A 22,787-nucleotide genomic window follows, 5' to 3' on the forward strand; every position below is an offset into this window, starting at 1 on the left:
TCGACGCATGGACGTCACCCTGCACCTCGCCCAGGACCCCGCGGCCGACGCGCTGCTCGGGCGCTCCCCGCTCGCCGCGCTGACCGGGATGCTGCTGGACCAGCAGATTCCGATGGAGTGGGCGTTCAAGGGGCCCCGGACCATCGCCGACCGGCTCGGCACCGACGACCTGGACGCCCACGAGATCGCCGCGATGGACCCGGAGGCCTTCACCGCGCTGCTGTCCGGCAAGCCCGCGGTGCACCGCTACCCGGGCTCGATGGCGAAGCGGATCCAGCAGCTGTGCCAGTACCTCGTCGAGCACTACGACGGGGACGCGGAGGCGGTCTGGCGGGACGCCGGCAGCGGGCCGGAGCTGCTGCGCCGGCTGGAGGACCTGCCGGGGTTCGGCAAGCAGAAGGCGCGGATCTTCCTGGCCCTGCTCGGCAAGCGGCTCGGGGTCGCGCCGGAGGGCTGGCGGGAGGCCGCAGGCGTCTACGGCGAACCGGACTCCTTCCGCTCCGTCGCCGACATCACCGGTCCGGAGTCGCTGGCCAAGGTGCGCGCCCACAAACAGGAGATGAAGGCGGCGGCCAAGGCGGCCGAGGCGGCCGGGAAGAAGAAATAGGCAGAAGTCCCCGGGTCCGCGGCCCCGGTCCCCCGTCCGATCCCCCGCCCGGTCCCCCGTCCGGCCCACCCCGGTGGCCGCCGTCCCCCGCCCGATCCCAGCATGGAGCATGACCGAGGCACCGGGCGGCGGCCCCGCCGGAGACCGTGAGTACGACGACCGGCACGTCCACGCGGCGGAACCGGCCCGGGGACACCCGGCGGCGGACCCGGCCCGCGGCCGTCCGGAACCGGAACCGCCGTTCGAGGGCCCGCTGCACCTCCTTTCCCGGGCCGCCTGGCAGACCGTCCTGCTCACCGGGCTCGGCTCCCTGGTGCTGGGCGTCCTGGTGCTGGCCTGGCCGGGCGCCTCCCTGCTCGCCGTCGGCGTCCTCTTCGGCCTGTACCTGCTCTACAGCGGGGTCCTCCAGCTGGTCTCCGCCTTCGGCACCCACCAGGCGACCTCGCTGCGGGTGCTGGCCTTCATCAGCGGCGCGCTGTCGATCCTGCTCGGGCTGCTCTGCTTCCGCGGGCCCATGCGGTCGCTCCTGCTGCTCGCCCTGTGGATCGGCATCGGCTGGCTGTTCCGGGGGATCACCCAGGTCCTGGCCGCCGCGCACGACCCCCGGACGCCGGCCCGGGGCTGGCAGATCCTGCTCGGCGTCCTCACCTTCGCCGCCGGGATCGTGCTCATCGACTCGCCGTTCGCGTCGGTCGCGGTGCTCACTCTCGTCGGCGGGATCTGGCTGGTGGCGGTGGGTGTCGTGGAGATCCTCACCGCGCTGCGCCTGCGCGGCCGGGCCCGCCGCGTGCCACGGACCGTGTGAACCACCGCCCGCCGCGCCCACGGGATGCGTGAACGCGCGCTCCGCCCGGGGCCGGGCCGCGCCCAGCCTCTCGTACACCGGCTCACGGTCCACAGCCTGTGCACGACCCCGGCTCACAGCCTGTGCACTACGCCGCGGCCTCCGGGCAGCCGATGGGGGCCCGGAGGCCGCCGTCACCCGTCCCCGGCGGCTCCGCCCCTTGTTCCCATAACGGACCGTATGACCGCTTTAAGCGGTCTTTCACCTGTCCTCCCTCCGTCTTTTCCGGCGTCACACCGGGCCGCCATGGCTGCGCCCGGAACGTCTGGGCCGGTAGGCTTTCCGTGTGATCTTCAAGCGCATCGGAAACGGCCGGCCGTACCCCGACCACGGCCGGGAGAGCACCCGGCAGTGGGCGGACGTCGCGCCGCGCCCGGTCCGCCTCGATCAGCTCGTGACCACCAAGCAGCAGCTCGATCTGGAGACCCTGCTCGCGGAGGACTCGACGTTCTACGGCGACCTCTTCGCGCACGTCGTGAAGTGGCAGGGCGACCTGTATCTGGAGGACGGACTGCACCGCGCCGTCCGTGCCGCCCTCCAGCAGCGCCAGGTGCTGCACGCGCGCGTGCTCGAACTCGACTGACCCGGCCGACACGGCCGTTGCCCCTTTCGGGTTCCACTGACCGCCATCGGCTGATCATCTGATAGGCATCGCCGCCCGGGCGCACTACGCTGCGCACATGAGCATGCTGACTCCCCCAGGCATGGGCGGCCAGTACCGGATCACGGGGGACAAGTACCCCCGCATGCGTCCGGCCCGCCGGCGCGGCAGGCTCGTCGCCGCGGCGGTGGCCTCCGTCGCCGTACTGGGCCTGCTCGGCTGGGGCACCGTGCAGCTCATCGACGTCTTCACCGGCGGCAGCGGCACCCCCGCGGCGGCCGGCCGTACGACGGACTGCCGCGCCGAGGCCGCCGGGACCGGCCAGGCCCCCGCCGCCCGGGCGGAGTCCCTGCCCGCGCCCGGCCGGATCACCGTGAACGTCTACAACGCCACCCCGCGCAGCGGACTCGCCAAGAAGACCGCGGACGAACTGCGCCGGCGCGGCTTCCGGATCGGCAAGGTGGGCAACGCGGCCAAGGCGTACGACAAGAAGGTCAAGGGCACCGCTCTGCTGCTCGGCTCCCCCGCCGCCCAGGACACCTCGCTGCGGGTGCTCGCCACCCAGCTCACCGGCGCCGACCTGCGCGCCGTCGCCCGCGAGGGCGCCGACCTGGACCTGATCATCGGGGACGCCTTCGGGTCCCTGGCCCGCCGGCAGACGGCCGACAAGGCCGTGACGACGCTGACGGCCCCGGGCACCGCCCCCGTACGGAAGGCCTGCTGAACAACGCGCCCAAGGGGCGCGGGCAGCGGCGCGGCCGGTCACGGACCGCCCGCACCCGCGAACCGCCCCCGGCGCCGCTCACCAGGCGAACGGACTACTCCGCGGACCCGTACAGCCGGTCCCCCGCGTCGCCGAGCCCCGGCACGATGTACCCCTGCTCGTTCAGGTGGTCGTCGACCGCCGCCGTGACCACGGTCACCGGCGTACCCGCCAGCTCGCGCTCCACCACCGCGACCCCCTCGGGGGAGGCCAGCAGCACCACGGCCGTCACATCGTCCGCACCGCGCTTGATCAGCTCCCGGATCGCCGCGACCAGGGTGCCGCCCGTGGCCAGCATCGGGTCCAGCACGTACACCTGGCGGCCCGACAGGTCCTCCGGCATCCGCGAGGCGTACGTGGACGCCTCCAGCGTCTCCTCGTTGCGGATCATGCCCAGGAAGCCCACCTCGGCGGTCGGCAGCAGCCGGACCATGCCGTCCAGCATGCCGAGACCGGCCCGCAGGATCGGCACCACCAGCGGACGCGGCCGGGCCAGCTTCACCCCCGTGGTGCGGGCGACCGGTGTCTGGATGTCGACGGCCTCGGTGCGCACGTCCCGCGTGGCCTCGTAGGCGAGCAGGGTGACCAGCTCGTCGGCGAGGCGCCGGAAGGTCGCGGAGTCGGTGCGCTGGTCGCGCAGCGTGGTGAGCTTGTGAGCGACCAGGGGGTGGTCGACGACATGGAGACGCATGCTCCTAACGGTACCTGCGCCCCCGGCCGCCCTCACGCTGGCGTCAAACCGGCCGTCCGGGGGAAAGTGGGAAGGACGGAATGGGGTGGTGTGACGTGTCCGACCTGCCTGACCCGCCCGGGACGAACGAGACCGAGACCGACGCCGAACGCCGCAGGCGGCGCGCCCGGTTCCTGCGCGATCTCGCCGAGGCCCGGGAACTGCGCGCCCGGGTGCGGCCCCGGCGCACCAAGGTCGCCCGGCTCCGCCAGGCGCTGCGGATGAGCACGTTCCGCTGGTAGTCCCGCGGGGCCGTGACCGGGGCGGACGAGCGGCGCCCGCACCGGTGTTGGAGAGGCGGCCGTGCGGGAGCGCGGGGAAAAGCCGCGTACGATCCGCAGGTGGCGGCAATGAGCGCGCTGCTGGGCCGATCACGGATCCACGATCGAAACAGCCGGACACAGGGAGCCGAAGACGTCCCCTGAACGCCTTGTTTCTGCCACGATTCCGAGTGGGTGGGGCTCGGAGCCCAGCTCTCTCCGCCCAAGTACCTCCGCCGGGGGGACCCCCAACCGGCACGCCTATGACCAGTGGGAGAGTCACGGTGTACTTCGCCGCACTGCTCGCGCGCACCGAAGACGGGTGGGAAGCGAGCGACACAGAGCTCGACGATGTGGAGACCCTGTCGGATCTGGCCGACCTGGCCCGGGAAGCCTCTCCCGACGAGGACACGGTGCTCGTCCTGATCGAACAGGAGGACTCCTGGTTCGGTGTCGTCCGCGTGGACGGTGAGGACGACCCGCGCATCTACGTCTCGGACGCCGCCGCCGCCCGCCGCAGCGCGTACGGGGAGCTGCTGCTCACCGACGAGCTGCTCGGCCGGGAGCCCGGCACGGACGACGGCCCGGACCTGGACGCCCTGGACCTCGACGGCACCGAGGACGGCGAGTCCGAGGACGACGACGAGGAGGAGAGCGTCACCGCCGACGCGGTGTCGCACAGCCCGGTGGGCGACAGCGGCATCCTCGACGACCTGGGCATCAGCGAGAAGGAGCTGCGGTCCCTGGACGCCGACGACGCGCTGGGCACGATCGCCGAGGCGCTGGGTGCCTCGGAGGTGCTGGAGACCGTCCGCTGACCACGGCACGGAACCCGCAGGACAGCCCGGACCCGGCACGGAGTCCGCAGGGCACTCCGGACCCGGTCCGGGACCGCTGGCGGGCGGCGATGCGGCTCGCCCTGGACCAGGCCCGACTGGCCGCCCGGGGCGGCGACGTCCCCGTCGGCGCCGTCGTGCTGTCCCCGGACGGTACGACGGTGCTCGGCACCGGGCACAACGAGCGTGAGGCCACCGGCGATCCCACGGCCCACGCGGAGATCCTCGCCCTCCGCCGGGCGGCGGCCACCCTGAACGGGGCGGCGGACGCCGGGCGGCGGGCGCGCGAGTGGCGGCTGGCCGGCTGCACGCTCGTGGTGACCCTGGAGCCCTGCACGATGTGCGCCGGCGCGCTCGTCCAGTCCCGGGTGGACCGGGTGGTCTACGGCGCCCGGGACGACAAGGCGGGCGCGGCCGGCTCCCTGTGGGACGTCATCCGCGACCGGCGGCTCAACCACCGCCCGGAGGTGATCGAGGGCGTCCTCGCGGCCGAGTGCGCCCGGCCGCTCACCGAGTTCTTCCGGGACCGCTGAGCGGGACCACCGACCGCTGAGGCCCACCGATTTCTGACCACGCCGGACCGTGCTGTAAGGTCTCCCTCGGTAGCGTGTCCGAGCGGCCGAAGGAGCTCGCCTCGAAAGCGAGTGTGGCGCAAGTCACCGAGGGTTCAAATCCCTCCGCTACCGCTCACCGAGGGGCCCCGTCGACAGGCGGGGCCTTTCGCGTGTTCCGGATCACAACGGGCGGGCGGCGGCGGGCTGCCGGCCCGGTGCGCGGGGTCCGGACGTTACACTCGCGGCCGGCAACAGGGGGCCTCGGGGCCTGGCACAGGGGAGGCCGTGGTGGCGGTGAACATCAAGAAGATCGCCCTGTACGTCGTGGTGGTCTTCGTGCTGTACGTGATCATCACGGACCCGGCCAAGGCGGCCGACTACGTCCAGATAGGCTTCGAGGGCATATCGGACGCGGCCGGGGCCATCGGGGACTTCATGACCTGGGCCGCCAACGGAGGAAAGAGCTGAGGTACCCCCATGATCCGCCATCTGGTCCTCTTCCGGCTCAACGACGGTGTCGGGCGCGACGATCCGCGGGTCGTGGCAGGTGTCGAGGCCTTCCGGGCCCTGGAAGGGCAGATCGAGGAGCTGCGGTCCTGGGAGTGCGCCTGGAACATCACCGACCGGCCGATCGCCTATGACTTCGCGATCAACTCGGCCGTCGAGGACACCGACGCCCTCAAGCGCTACCTGGAGCACCCGGCCCACCAGGCGGCCGCCGCGCACTGGCGCGAGTTCGCCACCTGGGTGATCGCCGACTACGAGTTCTGAGCCCCGCGGCCCCGAAAGCCCCCCGCCGGTCCGATTCCGGCGGGGGGCTTTCGCATGGGCTCCCGCCGGTCAACTTGTCGTTACCGGGCGACAACACGGTGTTATCGGGTGCTTGCGCACCGTGCACATGTCTTGTGATGCTATGACCGCTTTTGACGGATGATTGACGGACGAAGAGGTGGCGTTGACCGTGTCGGCCAGTACTGCGCCCCCTCAGGACGAGGCGGCGGCCCCGACCCCGTCGGCCCCCGGAAAGCGGCGCGGCGCGGACACCCGCGCCCTGACCCAGGTGCTCTTCTCCGAACTGAAGCAGCTGACCCCCGGCACGCCGGAGCACAACCGGGTGCGCGGGGCGCTGATCGAGGCGAACCTCCCGCTCGTACGCTATGCCGCCGCCCGCTTCCGCTCCCGCAACGAGCCGATGGAGGACGTCATCCAGGTCGGCACCATCGGCCTGATCAACGCCATCGACCGGTTCGACCCGGACCGGGGCGTGCAGTTCCCGACCTTCGCCATGCCCACCGTGGTCGGCGAGATCAAGCGCTACTTCCGGGACAACGTCCGCACCGTCCACGTCCCGCGCCGGCTGCACGAACTGTGGGTGCAGGTCAACAGCGCGACCGAGGACCTGACCACGCTCTACGGCCGCTCGCCGACCACCGCCGAGATCGCCGACCGGCTGCGGATCAGCGAGGAGGAGGTGCTCAGCTGCATCGAGGCCGGACGTTCCTACCACGCCACCTCGCTGGAGGCCGCCCAGGAGGGCGACGGACTGCCCGGACTGCTGGACCGGATCGGCTACGAGGACCCGGCCCTGGACGGCGTCGAGCACCGCGACCTGGTCCGCCATCTCCTCGTCCAGCTCCCCGAGCGGGAACAGCGCATCCTGCTGCTGCGCTACTACAGCAACCTCACCCAGTCCCAGATCAGCGCCGAGCTCGGCGTCTCCCAGATGCACGTGTCCCGGCTGCTCGCGCGCAGCTTCCAGCGGCTGCGCTCCGCGAACCGCATCGACGCGTAACCCACGAACGGTACGCACTCCCCCACCACACCGGACCGGAGCGCGCCGGGTGTTCGCCCGATGCATGGCGGGCGCACGGAAGCACGCCCCGGACGGCACTGCATCGCAAACCCGATCGATCGGTAACCGTCGCGAGCGAATCGCTCACCAGGGCGGATGCCGACAGACAGGGCCCGAAACCCCGTCAGACCCCTTCCCTGCAGGGCTGATTCGCCCCTCGCATGTCGACATGTCGGTACAGAGCGTTGCCGACATGTGACATTCTGCGGGAAGCGCGTTTGCCGTGGCTCCGGCTCCGGTATTCAGGTGAAGGCTGCGTTGCTCGAAGACGGCGCCGCCGCGACCGTCCCGCGACCCAAAGGGGGTGGCATGTCCGCAGACCAGGGCAGCTCGAAGGTGCTGACGCCCACGACGAGCGAGGCAGCGCCCAAGGAGCTCGACGCTCTCGACGTCCTCGACGGCTTCGACGGCGTCACGGCCCTCGACGCCGTGCCGGCCCTCGACACCGTGCCCGCCCAGGCCGTCGGCCCGTCCGCCGAAACGCTCCCGGCTCCCCAGGCCGCGGGCAGCATCGACACCCGCACCCTGTCCCGGTCGCTGTTCCTGCGCCTGGCCGCGCTGGAGCAGGACAGCCCCGAGCGGGCCTACGTCCGGGACACCCTGATCGAGCTGAACCTCCCGCTGGTGCGGTACGCGGCGGCCCGCTTCCGCTCCCGCAACGAACCGATGGAGGACATCGTCCAGGTCGGCACCATCGGCCTGATCAAGGCGATCGACCGGTTCGACTGCGAGCGGGGCGTGGAGTTCCCGACGTTCGCGATGCCCACCGTGGTCGGCGAGATCAAGCGGTTCTTCCGGGACACCTCGTGGTCCGTGCGGGTGCCGCGGCGGCTCCAGGAGCTGCGCCTGGCCCTGACCAAGGCCAGCGACGAGCTGTCCCAGAAGCTGGACCGCTCGCCCACGGTCACCGAACTCGCCGCCGTGCTCGGGGTCTCCGAGGAGGACGTGGTCGACGGCCTGGCGGTCGGCAACGCCTACACCGCCTCCTCCCTCGACTCCCCGGCCCCCGAGGACGACGGCGGCGAGGGTTCCCTGGCCGACCGGCTCGGATACGAGGACACGGCCCTGGAGGGCGTGGAGTACCGCGAGTCCCTCAAGCCCCTGCTGGCCAAACTCCCGCCCAGAGAGCGCCGGATCATCATGCTGCGCTTCTTCGCCAACATGACCCAGTCGCAGATCGGCGAGGAGGTCGGCATCTCCCAGATGCACGTCTCCCGGCTGCTGACCCGGACCCTGGCCCAGCTGCGCGAGGGTCTGATCTCGGACTGAGGCCGTCCGCCCCCGTTTCCCGTTCGACGGTCCGTCAGCCCCCTCGTGGGGACGCGGCGTACCGGGTACCGCGCACGACGGCATGTACACACGGCCGCCGGGCTCGCCATGACGGCGGCCCCGGCGGCCGTCGTCGTCCGGTGGGCGGTGGTGGCCGGGAGGCGGTCGCACCGCGGCCGGCGTGGGCGGAGGGGCCGACGGCGGTGACACCGACGGATCCGGTGAGGCTGGTGCCGCTGGTGCCGCTGTACGGGCCCGCGGCGGACGGGACGCGCGAAGGGGGAGACCCCGCACGCACACGGCCGGCTCACCGGCGCGCACGGAGGACGCGGCCGGTCACGCGCGGACCGGCGCGCGGGACGGGCGTACGAGGACGGCGCCGTCACCGCGCCGCCACGGCGGTCCCGCGGTGCGTCGGGGACCGGTGATCCGGCCCCCTTGCGGGCCGGCCCCTACTTCAGCGCCAGCCAGGCGACGCCGGCCACCACGACGAGCGCCACGATGACGCCGACGATGAGACCGACCCGGGGGCCGGAGGAGGCCGCCTGCTGCTGCCGCCCCTGGGGCGCCTCGTCGACGAAGGCGCGGAACATCTGGGTGCTGCCTGCGGGGTCGTAATTGCCCTGGGGGCCCTGGGTGTTAGCCATGCCCCGAGACCCTAGCGAATCCAGGTGACCGGCCCAAGTGCGGGGCCTTCGGGACAGACGGGGGCACCCCACCCGCAGCCACCTGCACATTTACGTTCGCAATACTTGCCTTTGCCAAGTTTTTGCGCTGCCACCCCCATGATTGTTTGCCTTCAGCAACCAAACAGTCCTATGGTTGCCCCAAGCAACGAATACGGGAGGTGTGATGGCCGAGCGGGCGCAGTTTGAGGAGCTGGCGCGTCAGCTCAGTGCCGTCGGAGCCGTGAAACGGGACATGGGGCGGATCCTGCCGCCCGACTGCCCGGCAGGCTCGGCCGCCGTGCTGACCCTGCTCGGCCGCCACGGCGACATGCGCATGAGCAAGCTCGCGGAACTGCTCGCCGTGGACATGTCGGTCACCAGCCGGCACGTCGCGCACGTGGCGGCACGCGGCTGGATCGAGCGGCTCCCGGACCCGGCGGACAAGCGGTCGCGCATCCTGCGGCTGACCCCGGAGGGTCTGGAGCAGCTCGACGAGCTGTCCCGGCGGACCACGCACCTGCTCGCCGAACGGCTGGCGGACTGGACCGACGACGAGGTCGGCCAGCTGATCCGGCTGATGACGCGCCTGCGCGACTCGTTCGGCGACTGCCGGTCCGCCCCGGTCCGGCTCCCCGCCCCCGTAGTCGAAGAGACCACCCGTACACCCGCAAGCACGTAAGTAAAGGAAGCCCATGGCAACGACCACACCAGCCGGTGTGCGGGCCCACGCCAAGCACGGGGGAGGCCCAGGCGACGCCCCGATGACGCACCGGCAGATCATGGAGGCCCTGTCCGGGCTGCTGCTCGGCATGTTCGTGGCGATCCTGTCGTCCACGATCGTCTCCAACGCCCTGCCGCACATCATCGGAGACCTCGGCGGCGGCCAGTCCGCCTACACCTGGGTGGTCACCGCCGCCCTGCTGTCGATGACCGCGGCCACTCCCCTGTGGGGCAAGCTCGCCGACCTGTACAGCAAGAAGGCTCTCGTCCAGATAGCCCTCGTCATCTACGTGGTCGCCTCCATGGCGGCCGGCCTGTCGCAGAACCCGGGCATGCTGATCACCTTCCGGGTGTTCCAGGGCATCGGCGTCGGCGGTCTGTCCGCCCTGGCGCAGATCGTCATGGCGGCGATGATCTCCCCGCGTGAGCGCGGCCGCTACTCCGGCTACCTCGGCGCCACCTTCGCCGTCGCCACCGTCGGCGGCCCGCTGCTCGGCGGTGTCATCACCGACACCTCGTGGCTCGGCTGGCGCTGGTGCTTCTACGTCGGTGTGCCCTTCGCGATCATCGCGCTGATCGTGCTGCAGAAGACCCTGCACCTGCCCGTGGTCAAGCGCCAGGTAAAGGTCGACTGGCTCGGTGCGACCGTGATCGCCGCCGCCGTCTCCCTGCTGCTGGTGTGGGTCACCTTCGCCGGTGACAAGTACGACTGGCTGTCCTGGCAGACCTACGCGATGGTCGGCGGTTCGATCGTCCTGGGCGCGCTGTTCGTGCTGGTGGAGGCCAAGGCGAGCGAGCCGATCATCCCGCTGCGCCTGTTCAGGAACCGCACGATCACCCTGGCGTCGCTCGCCTCGCTGTTCGTCGGTATCGCGATGTTCACCGGCACCGTGTTCTTCAGCCAGTACTTCCAGCTGGCCCGCGACAAGTCCCCGACCATGTCGGGCGTCATGACCATCCCGATGATCGGCGGTCTGTTCGTCTCCTCGACCGTCTCGGGTCAGTTCATCACCCGCACCGGCCGCTGGAAGGCCTGGCTGGTCAGCGGTGGCGTGCTGGTCACGGCCGGACTGCTGCTGCTCGGCGGCATCCGGTACGACACGGACTACTGGAAGATGGCCATCTTCATGGCCCTGCTGGGTCTCGGCATCGGCATGATGATGCAGAACCTGGTGCTCGCCACGCAGAACCAGGTGGCGCCCTCCGACCTCGGCTCGGCCAGCTCCACGGTCACCTTCTTCCGCTCCCTCGGCGGTGCGGTCGGCGTCTCCGCGCTCGGTGCCGTGATGTCCCGCCGGATCACCCACTACGTCCAGGACGGCGTCTCCGCGCTCGACCCGAAGTCCCAGGCCGCGCTGGCCGGCAGCTCCGGCTCGACCGACAGCATCCCGGACATGGACAAGCTCCCGGCGCCCATCCGGACGCTGATGGAGAGCGCCTACGGCCACGGCATCGCCGACGTCTTCATGATCGCCGGCTGCCTCGCCGCCGTCGCCTTCCTGATCACGCTGTTCATCAAGGAGGTCCCGCTGAAGACCAAGGGCGCGCTCGCGCAGTCCGCCGACGGCGACACCCCGGCCGAGGCCACGGCCGCCGCCCAGGCCGCGACCGCCGCCCAGGCCGCCGCGGCTCCCGCCCCGGTCCCGGCCGCGGTCACCCAGGCAACCCCGGCCGCCTCCGACGGCACCGCCGCCGACACCCGGCCCATGGCGGCCGTCGCCACGGTCGCCGAACCCGGCACCGGCCACGGCGGCACCCCGGTGCACGGCTTCGTCCGCGGCGCCGAGAGCGCCCCGGTCCCGCAGGCCGCGGTCACCCTGATCTCGCTGTCCGGCCGCCAGCTGGGCCGCTCGGTCGCCCAGGCCGACGGCTCCTACGCGCTGAACGCCCCGGGCACCGGCAGCTACGTCCTGATCGCCTCCGCCGACGGCTACCAGCCGCAGGCCTCCACCATCGTGGTGGGCGAGGAGCCGGTGGCGTACGACATCCTGCTCAGCGGCACCAGCGGGCTGACCGGTGTGGTCCGGGCCGCCGGGAGCGCGCTGCCGGTCAAGGACGCGATGGTGATCGTCACCGATGTGCGCGGTGACCTGCTGGCCACCACCGCCACCGGGGAGCAGGGCGACTTCGCCCTCACCGAGCTGGTGCCCGGCATCGTGACCGTCGCGGTCAACGCGAGCGGGTACCGTCCGCGCGCCCTGCCGGTCGAGGTCGGCGCCACCGGCGTCACCCGGATCGAGGTCGACCTGGACGCCGGCGCCCGGCTCCAGGGTGTCGTCCGGGCCCCGCACGGCCCGCTGGCCGACGCCCGGGTCACCCTGGTCGACCAGGCGGGCAACGTGGTCGGCACCGCCACCACCGGGACGGACGGGGCGTACGCCTTCACCGACCTGGACGGCGGCGAGTACACCGTCATCGCGACCGGCTACCCGCCGGTGGCCACCGCGCTGACCGTGACCGGCCCCGGTGTGGACGGCCACGACATCGAACTCGCCCACCCCGGCGAGTAGGCACACCCCGGCCCGTGGCGGCGCGCGCCCTGAGCGGAGGGCGCGCGCGCCGCGGGCCGGTCTCGTACGAGCAGTTTTTGAGCCTTTTTCAGGGAGAAACGGGATGGGACTGACCGCGAAGATCCGTACGCGGGACGGGTGGGCCGTGTCGCACGCGGTCGTCACGGTGACCGACATGACCGGTACGCAGGTGCTGCGCGCCGAGGCGGACCACGAGGGAGCCGTACGGGACACGACCGAGCTGGCGCCGGGGGCGTACACCGTGATCGTGACGGCCGTCGGATACGCGCCCGCGGCCTCCTCCGCGATCGTCACCGCGAGCGGCCGGGCCGAGGTCGGCACGGTCACGCTGGCCCGGCAGGGCGGCACCGAGCTGCCGCCGCCCGGACCCTGGACCATCGACCCGGCGCACTCCTCCGTCGCCGCGGTCGCCCAGCACCTGGGCATCTCCAGCGTGCACGGCCGGTTCACGGAGTTCGGCGGCACCATCGAGATCGCCCCCGACGACATCGGCAAGTCCCGGGTGGAGGCGGTGATCCGGGCGGCCTCCATCGACACCGGCAACGGCATGCGCGACACGCACCTGCGCTCCGCCGACTTCCTGGACGTCGAACGGCACCCGGAGATCACCTACCGCTCGACGGGTCTGTCCCAGGCCGGCTCCGACCGCTGGACGGTCCACGGCGAGCTGTCCCTGCACGGCGTCGTACGGCCGGTGGACCTGGACCTCGCCTACCTCGGCACCGGCGCCGACCCCTGGGGCGGCACCCGCGCCGCGTTCCGGGCCACCGCCGAACTGCGCCGCGAGGACTTCGCGATGAACTACAACCAGGTCCTCCAGGCGGGCATCGCCGCCATCGGCACCACCCTGAAGGTGGAGCTGGACATCCAGGCCGTCCAGGGCGACTCGCTCCCCCAGGCGTAGGCACGGCAGGGTCAGCCACGGGGGCACCCGCTGCCCCTAGGCTGCCCCCATGGCACCGAACATCGCTACCAACACCCGTGTACCGCTGGACGAGCTGCTGGACTTCGTACGGCCCCGGCACCGGGCCCTGCTGATCACCCGCCGGGCCGACGGCTCCCCGCAGGCGTCCCCGCTGACCTGCGGGGTGGACGACTCCGGGCGGATCGTGGTCTCCACCTACCCGGAGCGGGCCAAGACCCGCAACGCCAAGCGGGACGAGCGGGTCAGCCTCGTCGTCCTCAGCGACGACTGGAACGGCCCCTGGGTGCAGATCGACGGCACGGCCGAGGTCGTCGACGCCCCGGACTCCGTCGAGCCCCTGGTCGAGTACTACCGGAACATCGCCGGCGAGCACCCCGACTGGGACGAGTACCGGCAGGCCATGATCAAGCAGGGCAAGTCGATCATCCGGGTGACCCCGCGGCGGTGGGGGCCGGTGGCGACCGGCGGGTTCCCGGCGCGGCTGGTCCAGGAGGACTAGTCAGCCCCGGGCGACCATCGCCTCGATGCCCGCGACCAGCAGGTCCAGCGCGAAGGTGAAATCGCGGTCCAGCATCTCGGCCACCGTGTCACCGCCGCGCGCCGCCATGATGTCCTTGGACTCCCCGATGATCTCGGCGGTCCCGGGGACCTCGTCCACCAGGGCCATGGCCTGCTCGAAGTACTCCTCCGGGGACAGCCCGGTGTCCGCGATCCGGGTCAGGAAGTGGCTCTCGACCGTGCCGTAGCCGTACACGAACTGGAAGACGGCCGAGATCGCCCCGGTCACCCCGTACGCGGGCAGCCCCGCCCGGCGGACGACCCGCTGCACCGCGCGGGAGAACGCGAGCGAGTGCGGGCCGATGTTGAGGTAACGCCCGGCCAGCGGCGACAGCCAGGGGTGGCGGACCAGCAGCGCCCGGTAGGCGGTGGCCAGTTCGCGCAGCTGCTCCCGCCAGTCCGCTCCGGTGTCGTCCGGGTCGGGCAGCCGCAGCTCGGCGTAGACCGCGTCCAGGGCGAGTTCCAGCAGGTCGTCCTTGGTGTCGACGTACCAGTACAGGGACATCGCGGTGACGTTCAGCTCGCCGGCCAGCCGGCGCATGGAGAACTTGTCGAGTCCTTCGGCGTCCAGCAGCCGCACCGACGCCTCGGTGATCCGCGTCCGGTCGAGCCCGGAGGGCTGCCCGCCGCGTCCCCCGCGCCGGGTGCCGCGCTCCCGCCAGACACTGTCCCGCGCCGACCGGCCTGCCCGCTTCGTCACCGGCGCACCTTTCTCTTCCTCGGATCGCATCACATGCTAGGGCCGTGACCGGGCCGGCAGGGCGGCGGGCGGGGACGCTGCCCTGCCGCCACCGCGAGTCCGCGACCACGCCAGCCCCCGGGCGGGGCCGCGTGGGCGTCACCAGCACCGACGGCCGACGGCGCCACGACCACGACCGGACCGAGAAGGCAACGAGCCCGGACGCTGCCCAGCCGCCACCACGAGACCCCGACCACGCCAGCACCCGGACGGGGTCGCGTGGACGTCACCAGCACCGACGGCCGACGGCGCCACGACCATGACCGGACCGAGAAGGCGACGAGCCCCGACGCTGCCCAGCCGCCACCACGAGACCCCGACCACGCCAGCCCCCGGACGCAACCACACGGACGCGACCAGCACCGACAACCGCGGCGCCACGACCATGACCGGACCGAGAAGGCAGCGGGCCCGGACGGCGCCCGGCCGCCACCGCGCGGGAGCCGGGCGGGACCACGTGGACGTCACCAGCACCGACAACCGACGGCGCCAGGACCATGACCGGGCCGAGAAGGCGACGGGCCCGGACGGCGCCCGGCCGCCGCCGCGCGGGAGCCGGGCGGGACCGTGTGGGCGTGACCAGCGCCGACGGCCGGCGGCCGGGTCCGCCGGGGCGGACGCCCGCTGCCCCGGGCCGCCAGGCGGAGCGCCGGATCCCGCCGGCGCCGGGGCTGCCGGCCGGCAGCCGCTCCTCCGGGCGTGCCGGGGCCGCCAGGCCGACGCCGCTTCCCCCAACGCCCCGGGCCCGCCGGGCGCGGGCTTCCGGATCGCCGCTCAACACCTCGGGGCCTCGGGGCCCGGGGCCGTCAGGCGGGCACCCGCTCCGCCCGTCGGAGCAGGCCCGCCGCCACGAAGCCTCCGGCCAGTACGGCGACCGCCCCCACGAGCTGGCCCGCGCCCAGGCCGTCGGCCAGGGACCGTCCCGAGGCCACGGAGGAGCTGAGCACGGCACCCAGGACGGCGACGCCGAGGCCGTTGCCGAACTCGGCCAGCGTGCCGTTGATCCCGGCGCCCACGCCCGCCTTCTCCGGTGGGATCGCGCTCATGATGGCGTGCGCCATCGCCGGGTTGGCCACCGCGCAGCCCGCGCCGATCAGCAGCAGTCCGATCAGCGTCCCCGTGTAGCCCCCGGGGGCCACCTTCGCGATGGAGACCAGGCCGGCCGACATGCAGACCATCCCGAGCGCGATCGACACCGGCGTGCCCAGCCGCGCCGACCACTTCGCGGACAGCCCGCTGAAGTTGAGCACCACGACCGTCAGCGCCAGCGGAGCGGTCCGCAGCCCGGCCTCCAGCGGCTCGTAGCCGAGGACGAACTGCAGGTGCTGGGTGAGCAGGAACAGCGCGCCGCCCATGCCGAACACGATGAGCACGGCCCCGGCGACCGCGCCCGTGAACCGCCGGTCCCGGAAGAAGTGGATGTCGAGCATCGGCTCGTCGACCCGGCTCTCCCACCAGGCGAAGACGCCCAGCACCAGGACCGCGACGGCCGCCGTGAGGAGCACGCGGGCCGAGGTCCAGCCATGGCCGGGGCCGGAGATGATCGCGTAGACGAGCGAGGCCATGCCGATGGTGGACAGCACCGCGCCGAGCAGGTCGGGCCGGTCGCCGCGCCGGTTCTTGGACTCCGGGACGAGGGCCGCCACCGCGACCAGCGCCAGCACCGCGACCGGGAGGTTGACGAGGAATATCGCGCCCCACCAGAAGTGGTCGAGCACGAAGCCGCCGAGCAGCGGGCCGCCGGCGAAGCCGAGCGCGTTGACCGCGCTCCAGATGCCGATCGCCTTCGGCTGCTCCTCGGGGGTGAAGATCTGCATCGCGACCGCCAGGGTGGTGGTCATCAGCAGCGCGCCGCCGATGCCCATCCCGGCCCGCGCGGCGACGAGCTGGCCGGTGCTGCCGGCGAGTCCGGCCACCAGCGACCCGGCGCCGAACAGGGCAAGCCCGGTCATCAGCATCTTCTTGCGGCCGTAGCGGTCGGCGGAGCTGCCCGCGGTGAGCAGCAGGCCGGACTGGACGAGGGAGTACGCGTTGATCATCCACTGGATGTCGGAGGTGGTCGCGTGCAGCTCGCGGGTGAGCGAGGGGATGGCCACGTTCAGGACGGTGTTGTCGAGCACCACCGTGAGCTGGGCGAGACAGATGACGCCGAGGATCAGCCAGCGCTGGGGATGGCCTTGGGGTGTGGACATGCCGTACACCGTATAGCGTTCACTATACGGCGTACAGCACATTTTCCGGTCGGCTGCCGCCCTCAGTCGCCCGCCTTCCGCGTGAGGTCGTAGAACGTCGCCGAGCCCACCGTGACCTTCGTGAACGTGCCCTGCACCCAGGTGCTGATCCGGGAAGCGGTGCCGTTGCCACCGCCGCCGCCCATGCCGCCGCCCGCGATGAAGTAGTGGATACGGCCTTCCTCGACGTACTTCTTGAACTCGTCGAGCGTCGGGGACGGGTCGGTGCCGTTGAAGCCGCCGATCGCCATGACCGCCTCACCCGAGGCGAGCTGGTAACTCGCCGCGTTCTGCGAGCCGATGGAGGCGGCCGCCCAGGTGTACTCCCCGGCGTTCTTCTCCAGCAGCTTCCTGGCCTCGGCCGGCACGTTCGCGCCGTTCAGCAGGCCGCCGGCGCCGCCCGTGCCGCCCTCGCGGGTCCGGCCGCCGGGCCCGCCCCCGGGGAAGCCGTTGCCGTCCGGCTGGTTCCCGCCCGGCACGCCGCCGGGGAGGCCGCCGCCCGGGAAGCCGCCACCCGGGGAGCCGTTGCCCGGGGAGCCGTTGCCCTGCCCGCCGGGTCCGCCCTGCTGGTTCCGCCGGCCCTGCTGGTTGGACCCGCCCTGACCGGGCATGCCCTCGAAGAAGCGGGCACCGCCCGGGCCGCCGCCCCGGCCGCCCATCATGCTCGCGCCCGCCGGTCCGGCCGTGACGATCGACCCGGTGTGGCCCTGCCGGACGGTGCTGAGGGTGTACGCGGCCGGGCCGGCCAGTGCGGCCACCAGGCCCACGGCCGCCGTCGCGAGGGCGAGCCGCCGGGAGAGCCGGCCCGCGAAGACCAGGCCGAGCGCGGCGGCCAGCCCGCCGACCAGCACCAGCCACCTCACCCAGGGAAGATAGCCGGGGGTACGGTGCAACAGGACGTACCCCCAGGCCGCCGCCGCGACGAGGGACGCGGCGAGCGTGACGCCGGCCCAGCCCTCGCGCCGCCGCTCCCACAGCAGCCCGGCGCCCATGCCGGTCACGGCCGCGAGGTAGGGGGCGAGGGCCACCGTGTAGTACTGGTGGAAGATGCCCGCCATGTAGCTGAACACCACCATGGTCGTCAGCAGCGAGCCGCCCCACACCAGGAACGAGGCACGGGTGACCGACGTCCGGCGGGCCTTGCGGGTGGCCACCAGGCCGGCGGCGAGCAGGATCAGCGCGGTGGGCAGTAGCCAGGAGATCTGGCCGCCGGTCTCCGAGTCGAACATCCGGTCCCAGCCGGTCTCGCCCCACCTGCCGCCGCCCGGCCCGCCACCGCCGCCGACGCTGCCGGTCTCCTCGCCGTTCAGCCGGCCCAGACCGTTGTAGCCGAAGGTCAGCTCGAGGAAGCTGTTGTGCTGCGAGCCGCCGATGTACGGGCGGGAGGAGGCCGGCCACAGCTCGACGACCGCGACCCACCAGCCGCCCGAGACGACCAGCGCGAGCGTCGCCGCGGCCAGCTGGGCGAAGCGTTTGCGCACGGACACCGGAGCGCACACCGCGTAGACGAGCGCCAGCGCCGGCAGGATCAGGAACGCCTGGAGGGTCTTGGCCAGGAACGCGAGACCGATCGCGGCCCCGGCCCACACCAGCCACTTCGTACGGCCGTCCTCCAGGGCGCGGACGACGAGGTAGCAGGCCACCGACATCAGCAGGGCCAGCAGCGCGTCCGGGTTGTTGAACCGGAACATCAGCGCCGCGACCGGGGTGAGCGCCAGCACCGTACCCGCGACCAGGCCGGCCACCGGGCTGAACCGGCGGCGCACGGCCGCGTGCACGACGGCGACGGTCGCCACGCCCATCAGCACCTCGGGCACCAGGATCGCCCAGGAGTTCAGGCCGAACAGGCGCACGGACAGCGCCATCGGCCACAGCGCGGCCGGCGGCTTGTCGACCGTGATGGCGTTGCCCGCGTCCAGCGAACCGAAGAAGAACGCCTTCCAGGAGGTGCTGCCCGCCTGGACGGCCGCCGAGTAGAAGGAGTTGGCGTAGCCGGAGGCGCTTAGGCCGTACAGGTAGAGCAGGAGGGTGACGGCCAGCAGGACCAGCAGGGCCGGGCGCGCCCAGCGGGGGTCCTCGGGCCGGCCGCGCCACAGCCGCCGTACGAACGGCTGCCCGGCACCGGCGGCCGGCTCTCCCGCGGGCGGGGCGCCGGGCACGGTCGTCGGCGGGTCGTGGTGGGTGGTCATCGGGTGTCCCCCGGGTCGGTGGAGTGCGGGCGCACCGGCTGCGGCCGCGGGACGGTGTCCGCGGTGTCGCCGGCGCGGAGGTGGGCGGTGGCCTGGTGCGGCCACAGGTACGGGAGCTGGGCGGGCGCGGCGGCCGGGGCAGCCGGTGTGGCCGGGGCGGGCGTGGTGCCCAGCGTCGGCGTGGTGGCCGGTGTGGCCGGGCCGGTCGCCGGCCGGTCCGGGAAGACCCAGGCGCGGAACAACAGGAACCGCAGCACGGTCGCCGCGAGGTTGGCGGCGATGAGCACCGCCAGTTCGGTGGAGTGCGCCGGGCTGCCGCCGGCCGCGTCCAGGGCGACGAGCGAGCCGCTGGTCAGTACGAGGCCGATGCCGAAGACGACGAGGCCCTGCGCCTGGTGGCGGACCGCGCCGCCCCGGCCGCGCACCCCGAAGGTGAGCCGGCGGTTGGCGGCCGTGTTGGCCACGGCGGAGACCAGCAGCGCGAGCGCGTTGGCGGTCTGCGAGCCGACGCCCTGCCGGAAGGCGCTGTACAGCAGCAGGTAGAAGAGGGTGGACAGGCCGCCCACCACGCAGAAGCCGACGAGCTGGCGGGCCAGGCCGTGCGGCACGCCGGTCAGGTCGCGGTCGCGCGGGTCGTCGCCGAAGGGCCGGGCCAGCCGGTCCAGCGGCAGCGATCCGGTGGCCAGGGCCTTGCCGACCCGCCACACCCCCTTGAGGTCGTCGGTGGCCGTCCTGACGATGTGGACGGTGGAGTCGGGGTCGTCGACCCAGTCGACCGGCACCTCGTGGATCCGCAGGCCCGCCCGCTCGGCGAGCACCAGCAGCTCGGTGTCGAAGAACCAGCCGGTGTCCTCCACCAGCGGCAGCAGCACCTGGGCCACGTCCCGGCGGATCGCCTTGAAGCCGCACTGCGCGTCCGAGAAGCGGGCCTGGAGCGAACCGCGCAGGATCAGGTTGTAGGCCCGGCTGATGAACTCCCGCTTGGGACCGCGTACGACCCGGGAGGCGCGGGCCAGCCGGGAGCCGATCGCCAGGTCGGAGTGGCCGGAGATCAGCGGCGCGACCAGCGGCAGCAGGGCGTTGAGGTCGGTGGACAGGTCGACGTCCATATAGGCGAGGACCGGCGCGTCGGAGGCCGACCACACGGTCCGCAGCGCCCGACCCCGGCCCTTCTGCTCCAGCCGTACGGTGCCCACCTCGGGAATCTCGGCCGCCAGCCGGGCCGCCACCAGCGGGGTGGTGTCCGTGGAGGCGTTGTCCGCGATGGTGATGCGGAAGGCGTACGGGAAGGTGCGCGCGAGGTGCTCGTGCAGCCGGCGGACGCACGGCGGGAGGTCCTTCTCCTCGTTGTAGACGGGGATCACTACGTCCAGGACAGGCGTACCGGCGTCTCCGGCCGGGAGGTGCTCCCGGGCCGGCAGGGGGCCGGGAGAAGAGTCGGTTCGCATGGCACCGACTCTTCTCAGGCCCCCTGTCGTGCCCATGTGGTGGCGCTGTGCCGGGGCTATGAGTGCGGTCGCGGGTGCGTTGCCGGCGCGGGGGCGGCAAAGGCCCGGTGGGCCGGGGGGACCGCCTCGGTGGCGGCCGGGGTGGCGAGGACGGGCAGGTGCAGCGTGAAGACGGTACGGCCGGGGGCGCTGTCCACGGTGACCGCGCCCCCGTGCGCGGCGGCCACGGCCTGCACGATGGCGAGCCCGAGGCCCGTGGACCCGGTGGCGCGCGTGCGCGCGGAGTCGCCCCGGGCGAACCGCTCGAAGACGTGCGGCAGCAGCCGGGCGGGGATCCCCGGCCCGTCGTCCTCCACGTCCACGCACAGCCACGGCCCACGCCGGCGCACCCGCGCGGTGACGGTCGTACCGGCCGGGGTGTGCTTGCGGGCGTTGCCCAGCAGGTTGACCAGCACCTGCTGGATACGGGCCGGGTCCGCCGGGACCAGGGCCGGCGCGTCGGGCAGGTCGAGCCGCCAGCGGTGGTCCGGGCCCGCCGCGCGGGAGTCGCTGACGGTGTCGACGACCAGCGGGACCAGATCGGTGGGCTCGCACCGCAGCGGCCGGCCGGCGTCCAGCCGGGCGAGCAGCAGCAGGTCCTCCACGAGCAGGGTCATCCGCCCGGCCTCGGACTCGATCCGGCCGAGGGCGTGCCGGGTGTCGGGCCCGATCTCCTCGTGCCCGCGCCGGGTGAGTTCGGCGTACCCGCGGATGGAGGCGAGCGGGGTGCGCAGCTCGTGGCTGGCGTCGGCCACGAACTGCCGTACCCGTGTCTCGCTCTGCTGCCGGGCGTGCAGGGCGCCGTGGACGTGGTCGAGCATCCGGTTGAGCGCGGCGCCGACCCGGCCGACCTCGGTGTGCGGGTCGCACTCCGCCTCCGGTACCCGCTCGCTGAGGATCACCTCGCCCGTGTGCAGCGGGAGTTCGGAGACCCGGGTGGCGGTGGCGGCGACCCTGCGCAGGGGGCGGGTGGCGACGCCCACGAGCACACAGCCCGCGATGACGGCGGCGAGGAGACCGGCGGCGGTGACGCTGATCTCGACCAGGATCAGGGTGTTGATGTTGTCGTCGGTGTCCTTGGTGGGCAGCCCGACGTAGAAGGCGTCACCGCCGTTCTGGCTCGCCATGTACCGCACGCGGTAGTCACCGAGGCCCGGGATCCGTACGGTGTGCGCGGCACCGTCCCGCGGCACCGTGCCGAGCGCCGACTTCTGCGCAGCGGTCAGGCCCTCGGCCCGCGACTGCTTGAAGAAACCGTTGTCGTCGTTCTGCCGCCGGGCGACGGCCGCGCTGCCGACCGAGGAGCCGGGCGCATAGGCGGCGACGGCGCCGAACGGAGTCGGCCCCTTCGTCAGCAGGTTCTCCACCTTGGTGTCCGGGGTGGACGCGACCGGCATCCGGGGCAGCCCGGGGACGGCTCCGGCGCCGGGTCCGGGGTGCCCCGCTCCCCGCAGGGCGATCTCGGTGACCTTGCCGTCCAGCTGCTCGTACAGGTGCGAGCGCAGCGCCAGCGTGGTCACCGTGCCGATCACCGCGCACACCACCGCGATCAGCGTCACGGAGGCGACGACGAGCCGCGTCCGCAGGGTGCGCGGCTGACCCGCCCGGCGCCACCGCGGACCGGGCCGCCACCGCCCGCTCACGCCGTGGCGGGCTTGATCAGATAGCCGGCTCCCCGCCGCGTGTGGATCATCGGCTCGCGACCGGCGTCGATCTTCCGCCGCAGGTAGGAGATGTACAGCTCCACGACATTGGCCTGGCCGCCGAAGTCGTACGACCACACGCGGTCCAGGATCTGCGCCTTGCTGAGCACGCGCCGGGGATTGCGCATGAGGAAGCGCAGCAGTTCGAACTCGGTGGCGGTGAGGTGGATCGACGCCCCGCCGCGCGTGACCTCGTGACTGTCCTCGTCCAGGGTCAGGTCCCCCACAACCAGCACGGAACCGGACCGGCGGTCGGCGGCGCCGGACCGGCGGATCAGCCCGCGCAGCCGGGCGACGACCTCCTCCAGGCTGAACGGCTTGGTGACGTAGTCGTCGCCGCCGGCGGTGAGTCCGGCGATACGGTCCTCCACCGCGTCCTTGGCGGTGAGGAAGAGCACGGGCACGTCCGGCAGTTCGCGCCGCAGCCGCCCGAGCACGGACAGGCCGTCCATGTCCGGCAGCATCATGTCGAGCACGACGGCGTCGGGCCGGAACTCGCGGGCCGCCTGGAGGGCCCCCTGTCCGTCGCCCGCGCTCCTGATCTGCCAGCCCTCGTAGCGCAGGGCCATGCTCAGCAGTTCGGTGATCGACAGCTCGTCGTCCACCACAAGCACCCGGACCGGGCTCCCGTCCGGCCTCAGCAGTTCGGTGCGCCCCTGGGGCGAGGTCGTGGTCATGACGGTCACCCTGTCGGCGCGCTCTGAGAAGACGCTTTCCAGA

The 22,787-nt window shown here is 72.9% G+C and carries 23 protein-coding genes and 1 tRNA gene; 16 read left to right on the top strand and 8 right to left on the bottom strand.

Going from position 1 to position 22,787, the window contains the following annotated elements:
• Positions 1-7 precede the first annotated feature (7 nt).
• From AB0E62_RS02945 to AB0E62_RS02960, 4 genes are all read left to right on the top strand, one after another.
• On the top strand, positions 8-607 hold the full coding sequence (locus tag AB0E62_RS02945; RefSeq protein ID WP_362187132.1) for an HhH-GPD-type base excision DNA repair protein: 600 nt from the start codon (positions 8-10) through the stop codon (positions 605-607).
• A 109-nt stretch (positions 608-716) separates the two neighbouring features.
• On the top strand, positions 717-1,412 hold the full coding sequence (locus tag AB0E62_RS02950) for an HdeD family acid-resistance protein (protein ID WP_362187134.1): 696 nt from the start codon (positions 717-719) through the stop codon (positions 1,410-1,412).
• Between the two features lie 325 nt (positions 1,413-1,737).
• Positions 1,738-2,034 (top strand): type II toxin-antitoxin system VapB family antitoxin, encoded by a 297-nt coding sequence (locus AB0E62_RS02955; protein WP_004943146.1) that lies wholly within the window; start codon positions 1,738-1,740, stop codon positions 2,032-2,034.
• 97 nt (positions 2,035-2,131) lie between these two features.
• Positions 2,132-2,776, top strand: coding sequence for a LytR C-terminal domain-containing protein (locus tag AB0E62_RS02960; protein ID WP_362187136.1), 645 nt, complete (start codon positions 2,132-2,134; stop codon positions 2,774-2,776).
• A gap of 94 nt (positions 2,777-2,870) precedes the next feature.
• On the opposite strand, the gene upp is transcribed toward AB0E62_RS02960, so the two are convergent.
• Positions 2,871-3,506, bottom strand: a complete 636-nt coding sequence (upp, locus tag AB0E62_RS02965) for a uracil phosphoribosyltransferase (RefSeq protein ID WP_030786066.1) — start codon at positions 3,504-3,506, stop codon at positions 2,871-2,873.
• A gap of 80 nt (positions 3,507-3,586) precedes the next feature.
• On the opposite strand from upp, the gene AB0E62_RS02970 reads away from it, so the two are divergent.
• The 8 genes from AB0E62_RS02970 to AB0E62_RS03005 all read left to right on the top strand — a co-directional run bounded on the left by AB0E62_RS02970 (position 3,587) and on the right by AB0E62_RS03005 (position 8,316).
• Complete coding sequence (locus AB0E62_RS02970; RefSeq protein ID WP_362187139.1) at positions 3,587-3,787, top strand: hypothetical protein; 201 nt, start codon at positions 3,587-3,589, stop codon at positions 3,785-3,787.
• Between the two features lie 302 nt (positions 3,788-4,089).
• Positions 4,090-4,623 carry a hypothetical protein gene (locus AB0E62_RS02975; RefSeq protein WP_362188073.1) on the top strand — a complete coding sequence of 178 codons (534 nt, stop codon included), beginning with the start codon at positions 4,090-4,092 and terminating at the stop codon, positions 4,621-4,623.
• Positions 4,624-4,712: 89 nt separating this feature from the next.
• Entirely contained in the window at positions 4,713-5,174 is a 462-nt protein-coding gene (gene tadA, locus AB0E62_RS02980; protein WP_362187142.1) for a tRNA adenosine(34) deaminase TadA, read from the top strand.
• A 68-nt stretch (positions 5,175-5,242) separates the two neighbouring features.
• Positions 5,243-5,327 (top strand) — tRNA-Ser (locus AB0E62_RS02985).
• A gap of 156 nt (positions 5,328-5,483) precedes the next feature.
• Entirely contained in the window at positions 5,484-5,663 is a 180-nt protein-coding gene (locus AB0E62_RS02990; RefSeq protein ID WP_362187144.1) for a hypothetical protein, read from the top strand.
• A 9-nt stretch (positions 5,664-5,672) separates the two neighbouring features.
• On the top strand, positions 5,673-5,966 hold the full coding sequence (locus AB0E62_RS02995; protein WP_362187147.1) for a Dabb family protein: 294 nt from the start codon (positions 5,673-5,675) through the stop codon (positions 5,964-5,966).
• 184 nt (positions 5,967-6,150) lie between these two features.
• Positions 6,151-6,987 (top strand): RNA polymerase sigma factor SigF, encoded by an 837-nt coding sequence (locus AB0E62_RS03000; RefSeq protein WP_362188076.1) that lies wholly within the window; start codon positions 6,151-6,153, stop codon positions 6,985-6,987.
• Positions 6,988-7,356: 369 nt separating this feature from the next.
• A complete protein-coding gene (locus AB0E62_RS03005) occupies positions 7,357-8,316 on the top strand; it encodes an RNA polymerase sigma factor SigF (RefSeq protein ID WP_362187150.1) in 960 nt (319 codons plus the stop codon).
• Positions 8,317-8,768: 452 nt separating this feature from the next.
• Here the strand turns inward: AB0E62_RS03005 and AB0E62_RS03010 are convergent, their stop codons facing one another.
• On the bottom strand, positions 8,769-8,963 hold the full coding sequence (locus AB0E62_RS03010; protein ID WP_362187153.1) for a hypothetical protein: 195 nt from the start codon (positions 8,961-8,963) through the stop codon (positions 8,769-8,771).
• A 205-nt stretch (positions 8,964-9,168) separates the two neighbouring features.
• Between AB0E62_RS03010 and AB0E62_RS03015 the strand changes: the two genes are divergently transcribed.
• The 4 genes from AB0E62_RS03015 to AB0E62_RS03030 all read left to right on the top strand — a co-directional run bounded on the left by AB0E62_RS03015 (position 9,169) and on the right by AB0E62_RS03030 (position 13,659).
• Positions 9,169-9,663, top strand: coding sequence for a MarR family transcriptional regulator (locus tag AB0E62_RS03015; protein ID WP_030618503.1), 495 nt, complete (start codon positions 9,169-9,171; stop codon positions 9,661-9,663).
• Between the two features lie 13 nt (positions 9,664-9,676).
• The gene (locus AB0E62_RS03020; protein WP_362187156.1) at positions 9,677-12,214 is read left to right on the top strand and encodes an MFS transporter; all 2,538 of its coding nucleotides are present in this window, start codon (positions 9,677-9,679) and stop codon (positions 12,212-12,214) included.
• Between the two features lie 103 nt (positions 12,215-12,317).
• Positions 12,318-13,139, top strand: coding sequence for a YceI family protein (locus tag AB0E62_RS03025; RefSeq protein ID WP_362187159.1), 822 nt, complete (start codon positions 12,318-12,320; stop codon positions 13,137-13,139).
• A 49-nt stretch (positions 13,140-13,188) separates the two neighbouring features.
• Positions 13,189-13,659: a PPOX class F420-dependent oxidoreductase gene (locus tag AB0E62_RS03030; protein WP_362187161.1), complete on the top strand. Its 471-nt coding sequence runs from the start codon at positions 13,189-13,191 to the stop codon at positions 13,657-13,659.
• On the opposite strand, the gene AB0E62_RS03035 is transcribed toward AB0E62_RS03030, so the two are convergent.
• The 6 genes from AB0E62_RS03035 to AB0E62_RS03060 form a co-directional block, all read right to left on the bottom strand.
• Positions 13,660-14,418, bottom strand: coding sequence for a TetR/AcrR family transcriptional regulator (locus AB0E62_RS03035; protein WP_362187163.1), 759 nt, complete (start codon positions 14,416-14,418; stop codon positions 13,660-13,662). It lies immediately after the preceding gene.
• Positions 14,419-15,263: 845 nt separating this feature from the next.
• The gene (locus tag AB0E62_RS03040) at positions 15,264-16,649 is read right to left on the bottom strand and encodes an MFS transporter (RefSeq protein WP_362187166.1); all 1,386 of its coding nucleotides are present in this window, start codon (positions 16,647-16,649) and stop codon (positions 15,264-15,266) included.
• 62 nt (positions 16,650-16,711) lie between these two features.
• The gene (locus tag AB0E62_RS03045) at positions 16,712-18,877 is read right to left on the bottom strand and encodes a glycosyltransferase family 39 protein (protein WP_362187169.1); all 2,166 of its coding nucleotides are present in this window, start codon (positions 18,875-18,877) and stop codon (positions 16,712-16,714) included.
• Positions 18,874-20,325, bottom strand: a complete 1,452-nt coding sequence (locus tag AB0E62_RS03050) for a bifunctional glycosyltransferase family 2/GtrA family protein (RefSeq protein WP_362187171.1) — start codon at positions 20,323-20,325, stop codon at positions 18,874-18,876. The genes AB0E62_RS03045 and AB0E62_RS03050 overlap by 4 nt, the downstream gene beginning before the upstream one ends.
• A 56-nt stretch (positions 20,326-20,381) precedes the next feature.
• Positions 20,382-22,007 carry a HAMP domain-containing sensor histidine kinase gene (locus AB0E62_RS03055; protein WP_362187174.1) on the bottom strand — a complete coding sequence of 542 codons (1,626 nt, stop codon included), beginning with the start codon at positions 22,005-22,007 and terminating at the stop codon, positions 20,382-20,384.
• A complete protein-coding gene (locus AB0E62_RS03060) occupies positions 22,004-22,744 on the bottom strand; it encodes a response regulator transcription factor (protein ID WP_362187176.1) in 741 nt (246 codons plus the stop codon). Before AB0E62_RS03060 ends, AB0E62_RS03055 begins: the two co-directional genes overlap by 4 nt.
• Between the last annotated feature and the right edge of the window lie 43 nt (positions 22,745-22,787).

It is taken from the genome of Streptomyces sp. NPDC038707 (assembly GCF_040636485.1).
Classification (GTDB): Bacteria; Actinomycetota; Actinomycetes; order Streptomycetales; family Streptomycetaceae; genus Streptomyces.

Coding starts and splice junctions, on each gene's coding strand:
- AB0E62_RS02945 (WP_362187132.1), top strand. CDS start 8: ATGGACGTCACCCTGCACCTCGCCCAGGACCCCGCGGCCGACGCGCTG.
- AB0E62_RS02950 (WP_362187134.1), top strand. CDS start 717: ATGACCGAGGCACCGGGCGGCGGCCCCGCCGGAGACCGTGAGTACGAC.
- AB0E62_RS02960 (WP_362187136.1), top strand. CDS start 2,132: ATGAGCATGCTGACTCCCCCAGGCATGGGCGGCCAGTACCGGATCACG.
- upp (WP_030786066.1), bottom strand. CDS start 3,506: ATGCGTCTCCATGTCGTCGACCACCCCCTGGTCGCTCACAAGCTCACC.
- AB0E62_RS02970 (WP_362187139.1), top strand. CDS start 3,587: ATGGGGTGGTGTGACGTGTCCGACCTGCCTGACCCGCCCGGGACGAAC.
- tadA (WP_362187142.1), top strand. CDS start 4,713: ATGCGGCTCGCCCTGGACCAGGCCCGACTGGCCGCCCGGGGCGGCGAC.
- AB0E62_RS02995 (WP_362187147.1), top strand. CDS start 5,673: ATGATCCGCCATCTGGTCCTCTTCCGGCTCAACGACGGTGTCGGGCGC.
- AB0E62_RS03005 (WP_362187150.1), top strand. CDS start 7,357: ATGTCCGCAGACCAGGGCAGCTCGAAGGTGCTGACGCCCACGACGAGC.
- AB0E62_RS03010 (WP_362187153.1), bottom strand. CDS start 8,963: ATGGCTAACACCCAGGGCCCCCAGGGCAATTACGACCCCGCAGGCAGC.
- AB0E62_RS03015 (WP_030618503.1), top strand. CDS start 9,169: ATGGCCGAGCGGGCGCAGTTTGAGGAGCTGGCGCGTCAGCTCAGTGCC.
- AB0E62_RS03020 (WP_362187156.1), top strand. CDS start 9,677: ATGGCAACGACCACACCAGCCGGTGTGCGGGCCCACGCCAAGCACGGG.
- AB0E62_RS03025 (WP_362187159.1), top strand. CDS start 12,318: ATGGGACTGACCGCGAAGATCCGTACGCGGGACGGGTGGGCCGTGTCG.
- AB0E62_RS03030 (WP_362187161.1), top strand. CDS start 13,189: ATGGCACCGAACATCGCTACCAACACCCGTGTACCGCTGGACGAGCTG.
- AB0E62_RS03040 (WP_362187166.1), bottom strand. CDS start 16,649: ATGTCCACACCCCAAGGCCATCCCCAGCGCTGGCTGATCCTCGGCGTC.
- AB0E62_RS03045 (WP_362187169.1), bottom strand. CDS start 18,877: ATGACCACCCACCACGACCCGCCGACGACCGTGCCCGGCGCCCCGCCC.
- AB0E62_RS03050 (WP_362187171.1), bottom strand. CDS start 20,325: ATGCGAACCGACTCTTCTCCCGGCCCCCTGCCGGCCCGGGAGCACCTC.
- AB0E62_RS03060 (WP_362187176.1), bottom strand. CDS start 22,744: ATGACCACGACCTCGCCCCAGGGGCGCACCGAACTGCTGAGGCCGGAC.